The following is a 17,844-nucleotide window of genomic DNA, read 5'->3' on the forward strand; positions in this document are numbered from 1 at the left end:
CACCCCTCATCCGGGGCTCAGGGCGCGTGTGCGGCGCGCCCGCGCGTATGTACCTCCCCCTGCCGGGGCGGGCCAATCGCCCAGCGCAGGGAACGTACGCGGTGCCCGCCCACCCCTCCTCAACCAGGAGTGGCCACCCTCAAACGATGAATACCTAAGGGGTCAACACCATGGCAGCGGAGATCGTCAATCCTCGCAGCGACAGCAACACGGGCAGCGCGACCGACGAGCCGTTCGATCCGGCCTTCGCGCTTCACCGGGGCGGGAAGATGGCCGTGCGGGCCACCGTCCCGATCCGGGACAAGGACGACCTGTCCCTCGCGTACACCCCCGGCGTCGCGAAGGTGTGCAGCGCCATCGCGGAGAATCCCGAGCTGGTCCACGACTACACGTGGAAGTCACAGGTGGTCGCCGTCGTGACGGACGGCACCTCGGTGCTCGGGCTCGGCGACATCGGACCGGAGGCCTCCCTTCCAGTGATGGAGGGCAAGGCGATCCTGTTCAAGCAGTTCGGCGGCGTCGACGCGGTGCCGATCGCGCTCGCGACCACCGACACGGACGAGATCATCGAGACCGTCGTCCGGCTCGCCCCGTCCTTCGGCGGTGTGAACCTGGAGGACATCTCGGCACCGCGGTGCTTCGAGATCGAGCGCAGGCTCCAGGAGCGGCTCGACATCCCGGTCTTCCACGACGACCAGCACGGCACCGCCGTGGTCACGCTCGCCGCTCTGCGCAACGCCGCGAAGCTGTCCGGGCGGGGCCTCGGCGAGCTGCGCGCCGTCATCTCGGGCGCGGGCGCGGCCGGGGTGGCCATCGCGAAGTTCCTGCTGGAGGCGGGGCTCGGTGACGTCGCCGTCACCGACCGCAAGGGCATCGTCAGCCGGGACCGCGAGGACCTCACGGACGTCAAGCGGGAGCTGGCCGAGCTGACGAACAAGGCCGGCCTCACCGGAACCCTGGAGTCCGCGCTGGCCGGTGCGGACGTCTACATCGGCGTCTCCGGCGGTACGGTCCCCGAGCCGGCGGTCGCCTCGATGGCGCCCGGCGCGTTCGTCTTCGCCATGGCGAACCCGACGCCCGAGGTGCACCCCGACATCGCGCACAAGTACGCGGCCGTCGTGGCGACCGGGCGGTCGGACTTCCCGAACCAGATCAACAACGTGCTGGCGTTCCCCGGCATCTTCGCGGGTGCGCTGCAGGTGCGGGCCTCGCGGATCACCGAGGGCATGAAGATCGCCGCGGCGAACGCGCTGGCGGACGTGGTGGGCGACGAGCTGGCCGCCGACTACGTGATCCCGTCGCCGTTCGACGAGCGCGTCGCCCCGGCCGTCACGGCCGCGGTGGCCGCGGCCGCGCGGGCCGAGGGCGTGGCCCGGCGCTGAGGCTCTGAAGCGGGGGTCCGGGGCCGGCGCCTTTCCGGGGGCGCCGCCCCGGACCCCCGCTGCTCGATCGCCGGAGGTGCTTGAGCAGCCGTCACGCGCGGTGCGTGTCACACCCGCAGCCGGTTACGCCGGCCCGGCGGCCCGCCTATCGTCGGCCCCATGTTCGCCGCCTACGCATCCCGCCTCGACCGCGACCACCCCCTCAACGGCCTTGAGCTGGGCGAACGCCCCGCTCCCGAGGCGCGTCCCGGGTGGACCACCGTCAACGTCCGGGCCGCCTCCCTCAACCACCACGACCTCTGGTCCCTGCGCGGCGTCGGCCTCGCCGAGGACAGGCTGCCGATGATCCTCGGCTGTGACGCCGCGGGCGTCGACCAGGACGGCAACGAGGTCGTCCTGCACTCCGTCATCGGCCAGACCGGGCACGGTGTCGGTCCGGACGAGCCCCGCTCCATCCTCACCGAGCGCTACCAGGGCACGTTCGCCGAGCAGGTCACCGTCCCCAGCTGGAACGTGCTGCCCAAGCCGAAGGGGCTCACCTTCGCGCAGGCCGCCTGCCTGCCCACGGCCTGGCTGACCGCGTACCGCATGCTCTTCACCAACGCCGGGGTGCGGCCCGGCGACTCCGTGCTCGTCCAGGGCGCCGGCGGCGGTGTCGCGACCGCCGCGATCATGCTCGGCCGGGCGGCCGGGCTGCGGATCTACGCCACCAGCCGGGACGAGGCCAAGCGCAGGCGGGCCGTGGAACTCGGCGCGGCCGAGGCGTTCGAGCCGGGCGCGCGGCTGCCCCACCGGGTCGACGCCGTCATCGAGACCGTCGGCGCCGCCACCTGGTCGCACTCCGTCAAGTCCCTGCGCCCCGGCGGCTCGCTGGTCATCTCCGGCGCCACCAGCGGCGACCGACCCGCGCACGCCGAGCTGACCCGGATCTTCTTCCTGGAACTGAAGGTGGTCGGCTCGACCATGGGCTCCAGGGACGAGCTGGAGGACCTGCTGGCGTTCTGCGAGAACACCGGGGTGCGGCCGGTGATCGACCAGGAACTGCCGCTGGACCGGGCCCGCGAGGGCTTCGAGCGGCTCGCGGCGGGCGACCAGTTCGGGAAGATCGTGCTGACTGTCAACTAAGGTTGACGCGCGTCATGGTGTCAATGTAGGTTGACACCATGACCGAAGCAACGGATCTCGCCGAGCGTGCCGGCGACCGCGACCCCCGGGTGGGGCTGCGGTCGGTCGCCGCGCTGCGGCGGCTGCTGGAGCAGCTCGAAGCCGTACAAGTCAGAAGCGCCCGGGTGCAGGGCTGGTCGTGGCAGGAGATCGCGGCCGAACTGGGTGTCAGCCGGCAGGCCGTGCACAAGAAGTACGGGAGGCATTGATGTTCGAGCGATTCACCAAGGGAGCCCGCGCCACGGTGACCGGCGCCGTGGCTCACGCCGAGCGGGCCGACGCCGGTTCGATCACCGCGGAACATCTGCTGCTCGCCCTGCTGGACCAGGACGGCGGCCGGGCCTCGTTCGCCGTCGCCGCACTGGGCCTCACGGACCGCAGGGCGTCGGTGGAGGCGGCACTCGCCGACGCGCGCAGGCGCGGCGGAATGACGAAGGCCGACGCGGACGCCCTCGCGGGCATCGGCATCGATCTCACCGCGATCGTCTCCCGCATCGAGGAGGCGCACGGCGAGGGGGTCCTGGCGGGCGGCGGCAGGACCCGCCGCCGGCGCACCGGGCATCGCCCGTTCGCCCAGGAGGGCAAGAAGATCCTGGAGAAGTCGCTGCGGATCGCACTCGGCCGCGGCGACCGCTTCATCGGCGAGGAGCACCTGCTGCTGGCCCTCACCGCATCCCCGGGAGTCGTCGCCGACGTGCTCGCCGACCACGGCGCCACGTACGGGACGGTCAGCCGCGCGCTGTACGGGGAGGGCGGCGAGGAGCAGGACAGCCGCAAGGCGAGCTGAAGGCGGCGGGCGGCCCGGGGAGTGGTCCCCGGGCCGCCCGCCGCCTTCGGTGCTGCCGCCGCTACCTCACTTCGTGCCGCCGTCGGTGTTCCCCCGCAGCAGCGCCCCGATGTGGGCCGCCGCCGTCGACAGGTGGCGGCGGGCCTCGGTGAGCTGGTCCTCCGTCACCCCCCGGTCCCTGGCCGCGTCGCGGATGTCGTCACGGAACCGGTCGAGCAGGCGGTCCAGATCGCGGGCCGGGTCCCCGGTGCCGCCCGCGTCCTTGCCCCAGTCGGGGTCGGCGTCGGCGGGTTCCGGCTTGACGTACGGAGGCCAGGTCCCGGTGCGGGCGAAGCCGCCCAGGGTGCCGGTGAGTTCCGCCAGCCCCTCCCGTACGCCCGCCGGCCAGTCGCCCCGGGCGAAGTGCTCCTGGACCTGGCGGGCGGCGTTCTGCATCTGCTCGCGCGCCCTGTCCTGGGCCTCCTTGGCCTGGCGGCGGGCCTGCTGGGCCTCCTCGCGGGCGCGGCGGGACTCGTCCTTCGCCCGGCGGGCCTGCTCCTTCCACTCCTGCTTGGCCTTGCGCAGTTCTTCCTTCGCGGTGCGCCAGGCCTCGTTGTCACCGAGGTCGCCGAAGTCACCGAAGCCTCTGAACGGGGGCTCCTTGCCGGTGCCCGCCCTGCCGCCGCCCGGCCGGGCGGAGCCGGTGTGCCGGGATTCGTCGGCGGCGGCCCGCATCTCGCTGCGCAGCTTGCCCGCCGCGCCCCGGACGTCGTCGCGCATCTCGGCGGCCAGTTCGGAGACCGACTCCCTGATCTCCAGCTCCAGGTCCGCGAGCTCACCGGTGCGGCCCGCCAGTTCGGCCCGGCCGGCGTCGGTGATCGAGTAGACCTTGCGTCCGCCCTCGGTGGCATGCGTGACCAGGCCCTCGGCCTCCAGCTTGGCCAGCCGCGGGTAGACCGTGCCGGCCGAGGGCGCGTACAGGCCCTGGAAGCGCTCCTCCAGGAGGCGGATCACCTCGTAGCCGTGCCGGGGGGCCTCGTCGAGCAGCTTCAGCAGGTAGAGGCGCAGGCGGCCGTGGGCGAATACGGGGGGCATGTCAGAGCACCTTTCCGGTCGGCTCGGCGTCGTGCGCGTCGTCATCGGCCGGTGGGCGGCGCAGCAGCGCGATCGATCCCGAGATCGTCGACGCCTTGAGTGTCCCGGCTCCGGAGCCCAGCGTGCCGGTGATCTTCTTCGCCCCCCACTGGCCGCTGACCCGCAGGTCCTCGAAACCGTTGGAGACGGAGCCGCTGGCGGTGTTCGCCTCGACGGTCGCGTCGGCCGGGTGCGGCAGGCGGATGGCGATCTCGCCGGAGACCGTGGCCAGCCGGACGTCGGTGGGCTGCCCGGTCGGGTCCAGGTCGAGCACCATGTCGCCGCTGACCGAATCGGCCTTCACGGAGGTGCCGGCGCCCTCGATGATCGTCAGATCGCCGGAGACCGAGTGGAAGCGCAGCCCGCCGGTGACGGCCTGTGCCTCCACGTTGCCGGAGACGGTCTCCGCGCCGACCGGGCCGGCGAGCCCGACGAGCGTGGTGTCGCCGGTGACGCCGCGTACGTCCGTACGGCCGCGGACCCCGGAGACGAAGGCGCCCGCACCGACCACGCCGACCTCCACGGCCGAGCCGGCCGGGACCGCGAGGGAGACCACCGCGCGGCGGTGCCAGCCCTTGCGGTCGAGCCACTTGAGCAGGCCCTGCCAGGCCAGGTCCTCGTACGCGACGGTCAGGACGCCGTCCTGCTGCGTGACGATCAGCGGGGGTCCCTCGATGTCGGAGACCTCCAGGCGGGCGGTCGGCTCGTCGGTGCCGACGACGTTGACCGTGCCGTTGACGATGCGCACGTTCAGCGCGGTGACGGGCTCGTCGAAGGTGAGCTTGCGAGGCTCGTCAATGGCCCACGTCGACACAGGCATGGATCTGACCTCCTGGGGAGCGCGGACGACGCAACATATCGCGTCTCTTGGTGAACACGATATATCGCGGGTACGGGAAGTCAAGGCGCGCAAGGAGAGGAGGCGAGATGGCCATTGGGGGCAAAAAGGATCAAAAGGGTGCAATGTGTCCTACGGTGTGGGGCATGGACGCGACATCACCTGTGGGGGCACTCCTGCTGTGCCGGGCCGAGCCCGAGACCGTGCGGCCGGTCGCCCAACTGCTGCGCGAGCCGATGCTGCTCGCGCCCGCCGGGGACGGCTGGAGCGTCCTCGTACCCGGGGGAGAGCCCTGGCGGGGCGGGCGCGACGGGCATGACGGGGAGCCGGCCGAGCCCGTCGACCGGGTGCTCGGCGGCTGGGCCACCGCACTCGCGGTCGGCTCCACCTGGCCGGTCCTGGCCCTGTGGTGGGACGGCGACCGGGCCGGATACACGCTCGCCGCGGGATTCCGCCGCCCGGTCGGCTACGTCTGGCTCGCGGACGGGACCCCGGCCGGTGAGGACGAGGCGACGCGTACGTTCGCCGAACGGCTCGGCCTCGACCCCGTCCTGGACGTCCAGGCCCTCGAAGCCCTGACCCGGCCCGATCCGGGGACGGACGCCCGGACCCGGCTGCGCGGGCTGCTCGCCGTGCTCACCCGCACCGGGCTCGCACTCCCGCCCGGCCTCGACCCCGGCGAGCCCTCCGGCCGGCTGGCCGAGGGGGCTGCCGCCTGGCCGGAGAGCGAACGGATCGAGTGGACCGGCTGGCGCGACGCGGTGAAGGTGGAACTCGAAGCGGTCGAGAACAGCCGCCTGGGTCCCTGGATGCGCGGGCCCCGGGCCCGCGCCCTGGCCGGCGCCCAGCTGGCGGCCGGACTCCCGCTCGCCCTCTGGGGAGCCGGGCGGCGCAGCGGCGGATGGATCTTCGCCGGGGCGCTGCTGATGGTCCACGGCGCGCTGGGTCTCGCCTACGACCGGATCAGGGACGGCGACGCGCCGGACGGTCCCTGAGCGGTCCCGTCGAACAGCCCCGCGTTCCGGCCGGTCAGTCCTCGTCGTCGTCCTCGTCGTCCAGCCGGGCCAGCCAGGTGGCGAGGCGCTCGACGGGCACCTCGAAGTCGGGGTTCAGATCGACGAAGGTGCGCAGCTGCTCGGCGAGCCACTCGAACGTGACCTCTTCCTCGCCTCGCCGCTTCTCCAGCTCCTCGATACCGCGGTCCGTGAAGTACATGCCGCAATTCTAGTGAAGGACGAAAGGCGCACATCAGTGGCCTGGTCGAGGCGCCCACGCCGAGGGGCCCGGTCCGCGATCGACTCGCGGGCCGGGCCCCTCGTTGCGTACGCGACCGGTCAGGCCTCGAAGACCTCCGCGACCAGCTGTGCCTGCTCGGCCTGGTGGCGCTTGGCCGAGCCGACCGCCGGGGACGAGCCGTGCGCGCGCGAGATGCGGCGCAGGCGCTCACCGTGCGGCACGTCGGCGCCGACGGCCAGGTCCAGGTGGTCGATCAGGTTCAGGGCGATGAACGGCCAGGCACCCTGGTTGGCCGGCTCCTCCTGGGCCCACAGGTACTTCGCCGCGTTCGGGTACTTGGCGATCTCGGCCTGGATCTCCGCACCCGGCAGCGGGTACAGGCGCTCCAGCCGGATGATCGCCGTCTCCGTGTCGCCACGCTTCTGACGCTCGGCGTCCAGGTCGTAGTAGACCTTGCCGGTGCAGAACACGACCTTGCGGACCGCGCTCGCCTCGACCGAGTCGTCGCCGATCACCGGGCGGAAGCCGCCGGTGGTGAACTCCTCCGCCTTCGACGCCGCCGCCTTGAGGCGGAGCATCGACTTCGGGGTGAAGACGATCAGCGGCTTGTGGTGCGGGTTGTGCACCTGCCACCGCAGAAGGTGGAAGTAGTTCGACGGCAGGGTCGGCATCGCGACCGTCATGTTGTCCTGCGCGCACATCTGGAGGAAGCGCTCCGGGCGGGCGGACGAGTGGTCCGGGCCCTGGCCCTCGTAGCCGTGCGGCAGCAGCAGCGTGACGCCGGAGGTCTGGCCCCACTTCTGCTCGGCCGAGGAGATGAACTCGTCGACGACGGTCTGCGCGCCGTTGACGAAGTCACCGAACTGGGCCTCCCAGATGACCAGCGACTCCGGGCGGGCCAGCGAGTAGCCGTACTCGAAGCCCATCGCCGCGTACTCGCTGAGCAGCGAGTCGTAGACGTTGTAACGGGCCTGCTCGTCGGAGAGGTAGAGCAGCGGGGTGTAGTCCTCGCCGGTCTCCTGGTCGACGAGGACCGCGTGGCGCTGGCCGAACGTGCCGCGGCGGGTGTCCTGGCCGGCGAGCCGGACCGGGGTGCCCTCCATCAGCAGCGAACCGATGGCCAGGGTCTCGCCCATGCCCCAGTCGATCGTGCCGTCCTCCACGGAGGCCGCACGACGCTGCATCTGCGGCATCAGGCGCGGGTGGACGGTGATGTGGTCGGGGATGTTGACCTGCGACTCGGCGATCCGCTTCACGACCTCCTGGGAGACCGCGGTGGTCACCGCCACCGGGAACTCGGCCCGGGGTTCGGACACATGCGGCTGCGCCGGGTGCGAGGTGGCCTCGCGGACCTCCGCGAACACCTTCTCCAGCTGGCCCTGGAAGTCCTGGAGCGCCTGCTCCGCCTCTTCCAGCGTGATGTCGCCGCGACCGATGAGGGACTCGGTGTAGAGCTTGCGCACCGAGCGCTTCTTGTCGATCAGGGTGTACATCTGCGGGTTGGTGAACTGCGGGTTGTCGCCCTCGTTGTGACCGCGGCGGCGGTAGCAGATGAGGTCGATCACGACGTCCTTGTTGAACGCCTGACGGAACTCGAAGGCGAGCCGCGCGACGCGGACGACGGCCTCGGGGTCGTCGCCGTTGACGTGGATGATCGGCGCCTCGATCATGCGCGCCACGTCGGTGGCGTACATCGAGGAGCGCGAGGACTCCGGGGCGGCGGTGAAGCCGACCTGGTTGTTGATCACCACGTGCACGGTGCCGCCGGTGCGGTAGCCGCGCAGCTGCGACATGTTCAGCGTCTCGGCGACGACGCCCTGGCCCGCGAAGGCCGCGTCGCCGTGGAGCGCGACGGGCAGGACGGTGAAGTCCGTGCCGCCCTTGTTGATGATGTCCTGCTTGGCGCGGGCGATGCCCTCCAGGACCGGGTCGACCGCCTCCAGGTGCGAGGGGTTGGCGGCCAGCGAGACCTTGATCTGCTCGCCGTCCAGACCGGTGAAGGTGCCCTCGGCGCCCAGGTGGTACTTGACGTCGCCGGAGCCGTGCATCGACTTCGGGTCGAGGTTGCCCTCGAACTCCCGGAAGATCTGCGCGTACGACTTGCCGACGATGTTCGCCAGCACGTTCAGCCGGCCGCGGTGGGCCATGCCGATGACGACCTCGTCGAGGCGGGCCTCGGCGGCGGAGTCGATGACCGCGTCGAGCAGCGGGATGACGGACTCGCCGCCCTCCAGCGAGAACCGCTTCTGACCGACGTACTTCGTCTGCAGGAAGGTCTCGAACGCCTCCGCGGCGTTCAGCCGGCGCAGGATGCGCAGCTGCTCCTCGCGCTCGGGCTTGGGGCGCGGACGCTCCACCCGGTCCTGGAGCCACTTGCGCTGCTTCGGGTCCTGGATGTGCATGAACTCGATGCCGGTGGTGCGGCAGTACGACTCACGCAGCACACCGAGGATGTCGCGGAGCTTCATCATCGTCTTGCCGGCGAAACCGCCGACCGCGAAGTCCCGCTCCAGGTCCCACAGGGTGAGGCCGTGCTCGGTGATGTCCAGGTCGGGGTGCTTGCGCTGGTGGTACTCCAGCGGGTCGGTGTCGGCCATGACGTGGCCGCGGACCCGGTAGGAGTGGATCAGCTCGAAGACCCGTGCGGCCTTGGTGACGTCGTCGTCGTGCGAGGCGTCGATGTCCTTGAGCCAGCGGACCGGCTCGTAGGGGATGCGGAGCGCCTTGAAGATCTCGTCGTAGAACTCGTTCTCGCCGAGCAGCAGCTGGGAGAGGATCCGCAGGAACTCGCCGGAGGCGGCGCCCTGGATGACCCGGTGGTCGTACGTCGAGGTCAGCGTCATGACCTTCGAGATGCCCAGCTTGTTCAGGGTGTCCTGGGACGTGCCCTGGAACTCCGCCGGGTAGTCCATCGCGCCGACGCCCATGATGAGGCCCTGTCCGGGCATCAGGCGGGGCACCGAGTGGACGGTGCCGATGCCGCCGGGGTTGGTCAGCGAGGCGGTGACTCCGGAGAAGTCGTCCATGCCGAGCTTGCCGTTGCGGGCCCGGCGGACGATGTCCTCGTAGGCCTGCCAGAACTCGAAGAAGTTGAGCGTCTCGGCCTTCTTGATGGCCGCGACGACCAGCTGGCGGTCGCCGTTCGGCTTCACCAGGTCGATGGCGAGGCCGAGGTTGACGTGCTCCGGCTTCACCAGGGTCGGCTTGCCGTCCTTCTGAGCGAAGGAGTAGTTCATCGCCGGCATGGCCTTGAGGGCCTGCACCATCGCGTACCCGATGAGGTGCGTGAAGGAGATCTTCCCGCCGCGGGCGCGCTTGAGGTGGTTGTTGATGACGATGCGGTTGTCGAAGAGCAGCTTCACCGGGACGGCGCGGACGGACGTGGCCGTCGGCAGCTCCAGCGAGGCGTTCATGTTCTTCGCGACCGCGGCCGACGGGCCGCGCAGCGTCACGTACTCGGGGCCGGCCGAGGCCTCGGTGGCCGGGGCGGCGGGGGCCTTCGCGGCCGGAGCCGGTGCGGGCTTCGCCGGGGCGGCCTTCACCGGAGCCGCCGGGGCGGCAGGTGCGGGCGCCGGGGCAGCGGGTGCGGCCGGAGCCTGAGCCGCGGGCTGCGCGGGTGCGGCAGGCGCGGTGGTGGGGGCCGGTGCGGTGGCGGCAGGTGCCGCGGGCACCGCAGCCCCCGCGGCTGCGGCGCCGGGAACGGGCTTGTCCGCCGTGCCGGACGTACCCGGCTTGTAGTCGGCGAAGAAGTCCCACCAGGCGCGATCGACCGAATTGGGATCCTGGAGGTACTGCTGGTAGATCTCGTCGACGAGCCACTCATTGGGGCCGAAAGCAGCAGCCGGGTTCGTACCCGGGCTGGCTTGGTCGGTCGAGATGCTCGAGTTACTGGGGGACTGAGACGACACGGCGGCAACCGCCCTCTTCCGCTTCACAAGGTGATGGACAGCGGAAATCAAGGCTACGCCTCCCCGGCCGTTCTCTGCAGGCCGGGCCGGTCTTCGTCGTGCAAGTCACATCGAAAGTCGGGTTTCGGGGCAGGAAATGGCGGGAAACAAGCTTGGTTCCGCTTCGCTCCGGGTACGCGAGACCGCCGTAACGGCCCCTTGGACCGTACCCCTTGTTCAGAACACGTAGAACGTGCCCTTCCGGTTCGAACCCTATGTCAACCGCGCGGCTGATGAGTCCCCGGAAGGGTGACGCGGATGCGGCAGCCGCGAGCCGATTCGGCCACACCGATCCGGCCGCCGTGCAGATCCACCGCCCAGCGGGCGATCGCCAGCCCCAGACCCGTACCGCCGTCGCTGCCCGGACCGTGCGGGGACGGCACCTCGCCCCGGTTGAAACGCTCGAAGACCCGGTGCCGCTCGGACTCCGGGATACCGGGGCCCTCGTCCCGGACCTCCAGGTGCAGTGACTCCGGCTGCGCCCCGCGCCGGGCGCGCACCGTGACCCGGCCGTGCGGCGGGCTGTGCTTCACCGCGTTGTCGATGAGGTTGGCCACCACCTGGTGCAGCCGCTCCGCGTCGGCGTGCGCCGTCAGCTCCGGCGGGGACACGTCCAGGTGCAGATGGACGTCGTTGCGGGCGTGGTTGCCGGAGCCCGAGGAGAGCCGGCGGTGCGCGGCGGCGAGGTTCGCCTCCTTCAGCACCCCCGACAGATAGGGCCACACCTCGAAGCGCCTGGCCTTCAGCGTGACCACGCCGTTGTCCAGCCGGGACAGGTCCAGCAGCGTCTCGACCAGCCGGCCGAGCCGCTCCGTCTGTTTGAGGGCCGTGCGCATCGTCTCGGGATCGGCCGAGGACACCCCGTCCACGACGTTCTCCAGCACGGCTCTCAGCGCCGCGATGGGCGTGCGCAGCTCATGTGAGACATTCGCCACCAGCTCCTTGCGGTGCCGGTCCACGGCGGCCAGGTCGTCCGCCATCAGGTTGATCGTCTGCGCCAGGTCGCCGAGCTCGTCGCGCCGGTCGGCGCCGCTCACCCGTCTGGTGTAGTCGCCGTGCGAGATCGACCGGGCCACCGCCCGCATCTCGTCCAGCGGCGCGGTCAGACCGTGGGCCACGAACTGGGTGATCAGCAGGGTCGCGATCACCGAGAAGACCGTGATGAACCTCAGCTCGGTGCGCGTCCGCAGGGCCACCATGAGCAGCCCGGTCGTGATGAACACCGAGACGACCACGAGCGTGCCCAGCTTGGCCTTGATGGAGAACGGCCGCAGCCCCCGCACGGGACCGGTCATGGCGCGGGGGTCTCCAGGGCGTAGCCGACGCCGTGCACGGTACGGATCCGCTCCGCGCCGATCTTGCGGCGCAGGGCCTTGATGTGGCTGTCGACGGTACGGGTGCCCGAGGCGTCCGCCCAGTCCCAGACCTCCGCCAGCAGCTGCTCACGGGAGAGCACCGCGCGCGGCGTGTTGGCCAGGCAGACCAGCAGGTCGAACTCGGTCGGCGTCAGATGGACGTCGTCCGCACGGACCCGCACCCGGCGCTGCGCGTGATCGATCTCCAGCTCACCGAGGCGCAGTATGCCGCTGCGGGGCGTCACCGCGGCCAGCGCGGCCCGCTCCACCCGGCGCAGCAGGACATGGACCCGGGCCGCCAGCTCACGCATCGAGAACGGCTTGGTCATGTAGTCGTCGGCGCCGACGCCGAGTCCGACCAGCATGTCCGTCTCGTCGTCCCGGGCGGTCAGCATCAGCACCGGCACCGGGCGCTGGGCCTGCACACGCCGGCAGACCTCCAGGCCGTCGAAGCCGGGAAGCATGATGTCGAGCACCATCAGATCCGGCTGCCAGGCCTCGGCCGCGTCCACGGCCGCCGGGCCGTCGAGCGCGGTCTGCACCAGGAAGCCCTCGGCCCGCAAGCGGGCGGAAATGGCATCGACGATCGTGGCATCGTCCTCGACCACCAGCACGCGGCGCTGCGCGCCCGGGGTGGCCGCGACACCTGTGTGGGTGGTGTGTGTCTGTTCCATCGCCCCGCCCCTGCCCGTTCTCACGGAGGACATTCCCCCGGACGTACGGTTTTCGCTCGTGAATTTCGTGGGTGATCCCGCTATCGGTCAGCAGCGTAAAGGCAGCGGACGGCTTCCGGCTACGCAGGGTGCAAGGGTGCGGGGGCGGGACGGGCGAACGGAAGTGGCGGAGTGTCGCTCTTGTGGCACTTGGCCCCCGGGCGTCCCGGGGCTCGCATACCCGGCGGGGGAATCTCAGTCCGCTCGAATTGCGAGATGGACCACGTCCGGCACACCTCGGGCAACACCTACTTCTTCGGTCCGAACCCCCCGGAATCCGGCATTCCGCAGAGCTTGTTCGAACTCGGCGGACGGCTGTGCGGACCACACCGCGAGCACTCCGCCCGGCGTCAGCCGGGCCCGGCAGTCGGCGAGACCGGCGGGGGAGTACAGATTCCCGTTGTCCTCGGTGACGGTCCAGTCCGGTCCGTTGTCGATGTCCAGACACAGTGCGTCGTAACGGTCCGTAGTCGAACCGAGGTACGCGACGAGGTCCGTCGTCAGGACCGCGGTCCGCGGATCGGCGAGCGCCGCCGCCGAGAGCCCGGCCAGCGGCCCGCCCCGGTGCCAGTCGACGATGGCCTGCTCCCGCTCGGCGACCACGATCCGCCCCCAGCGCGGTTCGGCGGCGGCCCGGACGAGCGAGAACCCGACACCGAGCCCGCCGATCAGCACCGCGGGCTCCCGCCGACCGGCGGGCAGTGCGGCGAGCGCGGCATCGATCAGCAGCCGCTCGGAGCGCCCGTCCGACGTGTCCATCAGGAAGCACCCGTTGGCGATGATCTCGAAGTCGTCACCACGCCTGCGCAGGACGACCTCCCCGTACGGTCCCTCACGGCGGTCCAGGGTGACGGGGGCGAGGGCGTCGGGGCCGAAGGTGTGGGACATGGCGCTGGTCTCCGGTGCAGGTGGGTCGGTGTCACCGTCATCCTGGCCCGCCGGTGGCGGCCGGGCCAGCGGTTTGGCTGATCCGCCCCTGATCGGACGGGGTCAGCCGCGTTCGGGACGCGGACCGCGTACGGCGAACAGCACGGCCCCCGCCGCGTACGCCGCCGACGCCACCAGCCACGCCCCGGTCTGCGGCCCCGGCTGCATCGGCCAGGCCCAGACGGAGGCCGCGCCGCCGGGGGTGCGCGGCGCGGCCAGGTACACCGCGCCGCCGTAGACCGTCATCGGCAGCCAGCTCAGCCGGGCGCCGGTCAGCGCGGCGGAGGCGGCCGCCACCCCGGTCGCGCCGAGCACGTTGCGGATCATGCCCGGGGCGCCGAAAGCCTCGGGATGTCCGGGGACGGCCAGGGCGAGCGCCGCCGCGGCCGGCCCGGTGAGGGCGAGCAGATGCAGCAGCCGCCGCGGCCACCAGCGGCGCACCGCGGTCCGGTCGAGCTCGTCGGCAGCGGCGTACAGGCTGGTGCCGATCGCGGCCGACACCAGCAGCGGGGCCAGCACGAGGACCGGGACGCGTCCCGTGTGGCCGAAACGGTCCTCCAGCCGGGCCGCGGCCCAGGCGGCGAGGAGCACGACGCCGGCCAGGGCGGCGGCGGTGCGGGGGAGGCCGCGGGACCGGACATAGAGGACCGGCAGCCCGGGCCGGAGCGCGGAACGCGGCGTGGCGGCGGGGCTCACAGGACGGGCACCTCCGACGGGGTGCAGCTCGTGCGCGTGGCCAGAAAGCGGCCGAGCCAGACGCGGCGCTCGGAGGCGGGCATGGCTTCGAGCCGGCGGAGCTGAGGGGTCCGCTCGGTGCCGAAGTACCGGGCGGCGTCGGGACCGGCGAGCCAGCCCCTGACGGCTTCGTCGGTCGCCATGACGCGGTCGGTGTGGAGGGTGTCGGGGCACTCCCGGTTCACCACCCCGTAGGTCACCTGCCAGACGAAGTCCTCCGGGTGCTGAAGCCGCCCGCGCAGGAGGTACCCGCCGACGTACGGCGTCGGCACCCGGACCTCGGTGGAACCGTCCAGGGGTTCCTGGTCCACATAGCGGGCCGGAGCGCCCGGCACCCCGTCCAGCCGCCCGAACAGTCCGGACAGCGCCCGTGAGACCTGCGGCAGCAGCGACTCGTCGTACTCGGTCAGGCAGAGCCGCGGGGTGCCGTCCGCGCAGACGGGCCGGGAGGCGGCCGGGTCCTCCCGCAGCAGGTCGGGGCCGGCGTGCGTGATCAGCGGGGCGACCGCGGCCGCCACGGCGAGCGGCACGACGGCGAGGAACCTGCGCCTGGCCGCATGGGCGATCAGCGCGGCCAGGGCGAGGCCGCAGGTCCACGCCGCCATCGCCGGGGCGAACCACCACACCGGCAGCGTCCTCTCCAGCGCGTACTGCATGGCCGGATCGAGGTACTGCGCCGAGGAGTCGTAGTAGTCAGGCACACCGAGGACGAGGTACAGCACGACGGCGAGGGCGGGCGCGGCCAGCCGCCACCGGCACCGCTGGCCGACGACGAAACCCACCGGCCCGACGGCCAGCAGGAAGGCGCAGTCCGCGACGGCCACGGAGGGAAAGGGGCTGCCGCCCCCGGCGTACGGCCAGGTGGCCACCAGCGAGCCGGCGAACACGACCAGATACCCGGCGACCGCCCACAGCGCGATCGGCAGCGCGGCCACCGCGACCCGCGTCGACCGGGCGCGTGGGGTGGTGCTCCAGAGTCCGGCGGTCGAGCGCCGGTGGTCGCGGGCGCCCTGCCGGCAGGAGGCGGCCGCCACCAGCGGACCGGTGAGCAGGGTGGCGGCGGAGTGCAGGTAGCCCTGGGCCTCGCCCCAGCCGCCCTGCCAGGTATCGGCCTTGGCCGCCATGGTGACGCCGAGCATGAGTACCACGCAGCCACCGGTCCACGGCGCGATGCCGCGGCGCAGTTCGGTCCGCAGCGCGAGGAGCGTCGGGCGGTACGCGGCGGGCGGGCGGGTGCGGCGGGGACCGGGGGAGTTCTCCTGTTCGGCGGCCAGGGTGCCGGTCGTCGTCATCGGGCGGCCGCCGTCGCCCGGTGGCTGTGCAGAGCTGCGGTGTAGCCCCGCTCGGCGGGGCTGCCGTCGAGCCGGTCCCCCTCGCCCCCGAGGGCCGCCAGCTCGGCCGTCGTCCCCCGGTACGCGATGCGGCCCGCCTCGACGAGCGTCACGTCCGCGCAGGCCGTGACCACGTCCTCGACGAGGTGCGTGGAGAGGATGACCGTGGCGCGCTCGCCGAGTTCCCGCATCAGCGCACGGAACTCCACCCGCTGCTCCGGGTCCAGACCCGCGGTCGGCTCGTCGAGCAGCAGCAGCTCCGGTTCGTTGACGATCGCCTGCGCGATGCCCACGCGCCGCACCATGCCGCCGGACAGGGTCTTCATCCGGACGTCGATCCGGTCCGTCAGACCCACCCGGTCCACCGCACGCTCCACCGCGCCCGCGATCACGGAGCCGTCCATCTCCTTCAGCCACGCCACATAGGCGACGAACTCGCGGACGGTGAAGCCCGGGTAGTAGCCGAACTCCTGGGGCAGGTAGCCCAGCCTGCGCCGGACCGCCGCACGACGGCGGTGATCCGCCGACGCTCCCACCTCGTCGCCCAGCAGCTCGATCCGGCCGGAGGTGGGAGCGGTGGCCGTGGACACCACCCTGATCAGCGACGTCTTGCCCGCCCCGTTCGGCCCGAGCAGCCCGTGCACCCCGGGGCCGAAGCCGAGATCGATCCCGTCCAGGGCGGTCGTACGGCGATGCCGGACCGTCAGCCCCGAGACCCTGACGGTGCTGTTCATACGCTCACGCTCACGACGTCGTCTCCAGGTGGTCGAAGGATCGGCGGCGCAGGGCCAGCAGCCCGGCGCAGCACACGGCCGCCAACGCCCAGCCGCCCTGTGCGGCGGGCCCCGCGAAGTACCGGGCGGCCAGCCGCGCCGTCTCGGCGGCCGGCGAGGGCGACATCCCGAAGGCCGGTACGGCGACGGCGGCGGCCCAGCACGCGGCGATGGAGGAGGCCCCGGTGCGGCAGCCGACGTACGAGCCGAGCGCCAGCGCGCCCAGCGTCATGGCCAGCCCGGGCAGCAGCCACGCCACGGCCCCCGGCCCCCCGGCCGATGCGGGCAGTACGGCCCAGGCGAGCGTCAGCACCGGGACGGTCACCGCGAGCACCGCGGCCGTCCTGATCAGCAGCAGCCGCAGCCCGCCGCCCGGAGTCGTCGCGGTGATCTCGTGCATCGGGTCGGCGGAACGGCCGTACGAGAGACCGACCCCGGCGAGCGGCAGCACCGGGGCGACGACGAGGAGCAGCGGCCGCACCGAGCCGCCGAGCCCGCCCCCGTACGCGAGGGCGACGGCGCCGAGTGCCACCAGCACCAGCGCCGCCGCCCACGCCCCCCGCAGGGCGGGCCCGGCGGCCCACAGCACCCGCCCGACCCGGGTGGCGGCCCCCCGCCCCCGCGCACGCCCCCACGTGCGCAGGGCCCCCCACCCCGGCGCGCGCCCCCGCGAGCGCACCGGTTCCGCGGCCGCGGCGGCGAGCACCGCCGCCCTGACCCCCTCCAGCAGCGGCAGCGCGTCCCCCCGGCCGCACACCGCCCCCGACACCCGGTCCGCGCAGCGTGCACAGGACTCGACGTGCTTCTCCAGGGACCAGGCCTCGGTCTCGGCGGCGGTGCCCGCCGCGTACCGCAGGGCCAGTTCGTCTGCCACGTGCCAGGCCGTCATGCGATGCCTCCCAGCGGTCCGCTCTCCACGACCAGCCGGTCCAGCGCGGCCCGCAGTTCGCGCCGGGCCCGCAGGGCACGGGTCTTGACCGTGCCCTCCGGTATGCCGAGCAGCCCGGCGGCCTCCCGGGTCGTCAGCCCGTCGATGACCGTCGCCCGCAGGACCTCCCGGAGTTCCGGCGAGATCCGGTCGAGCGCGGCACCCACGTCGCCGTACTCCAGGCCCGCCAGCACCCGGTCCTCGGCGGACGGCACGTCGGCCGCCCACTCCGCCCCGCCCGCGTGCTCGGCCTGCGCCACCCGCTCCGTCCTGGCCCGGCTCCGCCGCGCGTCGACCAGCCGGCGCGCGGCGATCACCCAGAGCCAGCCGCCGGCCTCGGCACCCCGGTGCGCACCGGCGGAGCGCCAGGCCGTGACGAAGGTGTCCTGGAGCACCTCCCGTACGGTCTCGGCGTCCGCACAGCGGCGGTTCAGCCGGGCCAGCAGCCATCCGGCGTGCCGGTCGTACAGGGCGGCCAGGGCCGTCGTGTCCCCCTGGGCGACGGCACGCAGCAGCGCCTCGTCGTTCCGGTCGTCCCCCGAGGGGCGCAAGTGGCTCACACCCTCTCTATCGGAGGCCGGACGCCACTCGGTTCACGCACGGCGCGAGAAGGCG

General features: G+C 72.6%; 17 protein-coding genes. 5 read left to right on the top strand and 12 right to left on the bottom strand.

From position 1 onward, the window contains the following. Positions 1-170: 170 nt before the first annotated feature. The 4 genes from OG408_RS26920 (at position 171) to OG408_RS26935 (ending at position 3,333) form a co-directional block, all read left to right on the top strand. Positions 171-1,382: an NAD(P)-dependent malic enzyme gene (locus tag OG408_RS26920; protein WP_266782771.1), complete on the top strand. Its 1,212-nt coding sequence runs from the start codon at positions 171-173 to the stop codon at positions 1,380-1,382. Between the two features lie 159 nt (positions 1,383-1,541). Then, a complete protein-coding gene (locus OG408_RS26925; protein ID WP_266782773.1) occupies positions 1,542-2,507 on the top strand; it encodes a zinc-binding dehydrogenase in 966 nt (321 codons plus the stop codon). 38 nt (positions 2,508-2,545) lie between these two features. After that, positions 2,546-2,755, top strand: coding sequence for a sigma factor-like helix-turn-helix DNA-binding protein (locus OG408_RS26930; RefSeq protein ID WP_266782775.1), 210 nt, complete (start codon positions 2,546-2,548; stop codon positions 2,753-2,755). Next, positions 2,755-3,333, top strand: a complete 579-nt coding sequence (locus OG408_RS26935; RefSeq protein WP_326672398.1) for a Clp protease N-terminal domain-containing protein — start codon at positions 2,755-2,757, stop codon at positions 3,331-3,333. Before OG408_RS26930 ends, OG408_RS26935 begins: the two co-directional genes overlap by 1 nt. A gap of 66 nt (positions 3,334-3,399) precedes the next feature. On the opposite strand, the gene OG408_RS26940 is transcribed toward OG408_RS26935, so the two are convergent. Further along, positions 3,400-4,407, bottom strand: a complete 1,008-nt coding sequence (locus OG408_RS26940) for a PadR family transcriptional regulator (protein ID WP_326672400.1) — start codon at positions 4,405-4,407, stop codon at positions 3,400-3,402. Between the two features lies 1 nt (position 4,408). Next, positions 4,409-5,266 carry a DUF4097 family beta strand repeat-containing protein gene (locus OG408_RS26945; RefSeq protein ID WP_285564639.1) on the bottom strand — a complete coding sequence of 286 codons (858 nt, stop codon included), beginning with the start codon at positions 5,264-5,266 and terminating at the stop codon, positions 4,409-4,411. A gap of 164 nt (positions 5,267-5,430) precedes the next feature. Here OG408_RS26945 and OG408_RS26950 point away from each other — a divergent pair, with 164 nt between their 5' ends. Then, entirely contained in the window at positions 5,431-6,279 is an 849-nt protein-coding gene (locus tag OG408_RS26950; protein ID WP_285564640.1) for a hypothetical protein, read from the top strand. Positions 6,280-6,313: 34 nt separating this feature from the next. On the opposite strand, the gene OG408_RS26955 is transcribed toward OG408_RS26950, so the two are convergent. The 10 genes from OG408_RS26955 to OG408_RS27000 form a co-directional block, all read right to left on the bottom strand. Beyond that, entirely contained in the window at positions 6,314-6,499 is a 186-nt protein-coding gene (locus OG408_RS26955; RefSeq protein WP_046907272.1) for a DUF6104 family protein, read from the bottom strand. A gap of 119 nt (positions 6,500-6,618) precedes the next feature. Then, entirely contained in the window at positions 6,619-10,428 is a 3,810-nt protein-coding gene (locus tag OG408_RS26960; protein ID WP_326672405.1) for a multifunctional oxoglutarate decarboxylase/oxoglutarate dehydrogenase thiamine pyrophosphate-binding subunit/dihydrolipoyllysine-residue succinyltransferase subunit, read from the bottom strand. 257 nt (positions 10,429-10,685) lie between these two features. Next, positions 10,686-11,762, bottom strand: coding sequence for a HAMP domain-containing sensor histidine kinase (locus OG408_RS26965; RefSeq protein ID WP_266782784.1), 1,077 nt, complete (start codon positions 11,760-11,762; stop codon positions 10,686-10,688). Further along, positions 11,759-12,496 carry a response regulator transcription factor gene (locus tag OG408_RS26970; RefSeq protein ID WP_024491908.1) on the bottom strand — a complete coding sequence of 246 codons (738 nt, stop codon included), beginning with the start codon at positions 12,494-12,496 and terminating at the stop codon, positions 11,759-11,761. Before OG408_RS26970 ends, OG408_RS26965 begins: the two co-directional genes overlap by 4 nt. A 234-nt stretch (positions 12,497-12,730) precedes the next feature. Continuing rightward, the gene (locus OG408_RS26975; RefSeq protein ID WP_266782785.1) at positions 12,731-13,423 is read right to left on the bottom strand and encodes a spermidine synthase; all 693 of its coding nucleotides are present in this window, start codon (positions 13,421-13,423) and stop codon (positions 12,731-12,733) included. A gap of 102 nt (positions 13,424-13,525) precedes the next feature. Continuing rightward, on the bottom strand, positions 13,526-14,158 hold the full coding sequence (locus OG408_RS26980; RefSeq protein ID WP_266782786.1) for a hypothetical protein: 633 nt from the start codon (positions 14,156-14,158) through the stop codon (positions 13,526-13,528). Next, a complete protein-coding gene (locus tag OG408_RS26985) occupies positions 14,155-15,489 on the bottom strand; it encodes a hypothetical protein (protein WP_326672409.1) in 1,335 nt (444 codons plus the stop codon). The genes OG408_RS26980 and OG408_RS26985 overlap by 4 nt, the downstream gene beginning before the upstream one ends. Then, positions 15,486-16,262 (bottom strand): ATP-binding cassette domain-containing protein, encoded by a 777-nt coding sequence (locus tag OG408_RS26990; protein WP_285564643.1) that lies wholly within the window; start codon positions 16,260-16,262, stop codon positions 15,486-15,488. The genes OG408_RS26985 and OG408_RS26990 overlap by 4 nt, the downstream gene beginning before the upstream one ends. Positions 16,263-16,272: 10 nt before the next feature. Continuing rightward, a complete protein-coding gene (locus OG408_RS26995; RefSeq protein ID WP_326672412.1) occupies positions 16,273-17,190 on the bottom strand; it encodes a hypothetical protein in 918 nt (305 codons plus the stop codon). Then, entirely contained in the window at positions 17,187-17,789 is a 603-nt protein-coding gene (locus OG408_RS27000) for an RNA polymerase sigma factor (protein WP_326672414.1), read from the bottom strand. Before OG408_RS27000 ends, OG408_RS26995 begins: the two co-directional genes overlap by 4 nt. Positions 17,790-17,844: the final 55 nt, after the last annotated feature.

Source organism: Streptomyces sp. NBC_01257 (assembly GCF_035917255.1).
In the GTDB taxonomy this organism is placed as follows: Bacteria; Actinomycetota; Actinomycetes; order Streptomycetales; family Streptomycetaceae; genus Streptomyces.

Bases quoted from the DNA above. Each gene is read 5' to 3' on its own strand.
- OG408_RS26940 (WP_326672400.1), bottom strand. From the start codon at position 4,407: ATGCCCCCCGTATTCGCCCACGGCCGCCTGCGCCTCTACCTGCTGAAG.
- OG408_RS26970 (WP_024491908.1), bottom strand. From the start codon at position 12,496: ATGGAACAGACACACACCACCCACACAGGTGTCGCGGCCACCCCGGGC.
- OG408_RS26925 (WP_266782773.1), top strand. From the start codon at position 1,542: ATGTTCGCCGCCTACGCATCCCGCCTCGACCGCGACCACCCCCTCAAC.
- OG408_RS26945 (WP_285564639.1), bottom strand. From the start codon at position 5,266: ATGCCTGTGTCGACGTGGGCCATTGACGAGCCTCGCAAGCTCACCTTC.
- OG408_RS26990 (WP_285564643.1), bottom strand. From the start codon at position 16,262: ATGAACAGCACCGTCAGGGTCTCGGGGCTGACGGTCCGGCATCGCCGT.
- OG408_RS26965 (WP_266782784.1), bottom strand. From the start codon at position 11,762: ATGACCGGTCCCGTGCGGGGGCTGCGGCCGTTCTCCATCAAGGCCAAG.
- OG408_RS26995 (WP_326672412.1), bottom strand. From the start codon at position 17,190: ATGACGGCCTGGCACGTGGCAGACGAACTGGCCCTGCGGTACGCGGCG.
- OG408_RS26930 (WP_266782775.1), top strand. From the start codon at position 2,546: ATGACCGAAGCAACGGATCTCGCCGAGCGTGCCGGCGACCGCGACCCC.
- OG408_RS26935 (WP_326672398.1), top strand. From the start codon at position 2,755: ATGTTCGAGCGATTCACCAAGGGAGCCCGCGCCACGGTGACCGGCGCC.
- OG408_RS26955 (WP_046907272.1), bottom strand. From the start codon at position 6,499: ATGTACTTCACGGACCGCGGTATCGAGGAGCTGGAGAAGCGGCGAGGC.
- OG408_RS26950 (WP_285564640.1), top strand. From the start codon at position 5,431: ATGGACGCGACATCACCTGTGGGGGCACTCCTGCTGTGCCGGGCCGAG.
- OG408_RS26975 (WP_266782785.1), bottom strand. From the start codon at position 13,423: ATGTCCCACACCTTCGGCCCCGACGCCCTCGCCCCCGTCACCCTGGAC.
- OG408_RS26920 (WP_266782771.1), top strand. From the start codon at position 171: ATGGCAGCGGAGATCGTCAATCCTCGCAGCGACAGCAACACGGGCAGC.
- OG408_RS26985 (WP_326672409.1), bottom strand. From the start codon at position 15,489: ATGACGACGACCGGCACCCTGGCCGCCGAACAGGAGAACTCCCCCGGT.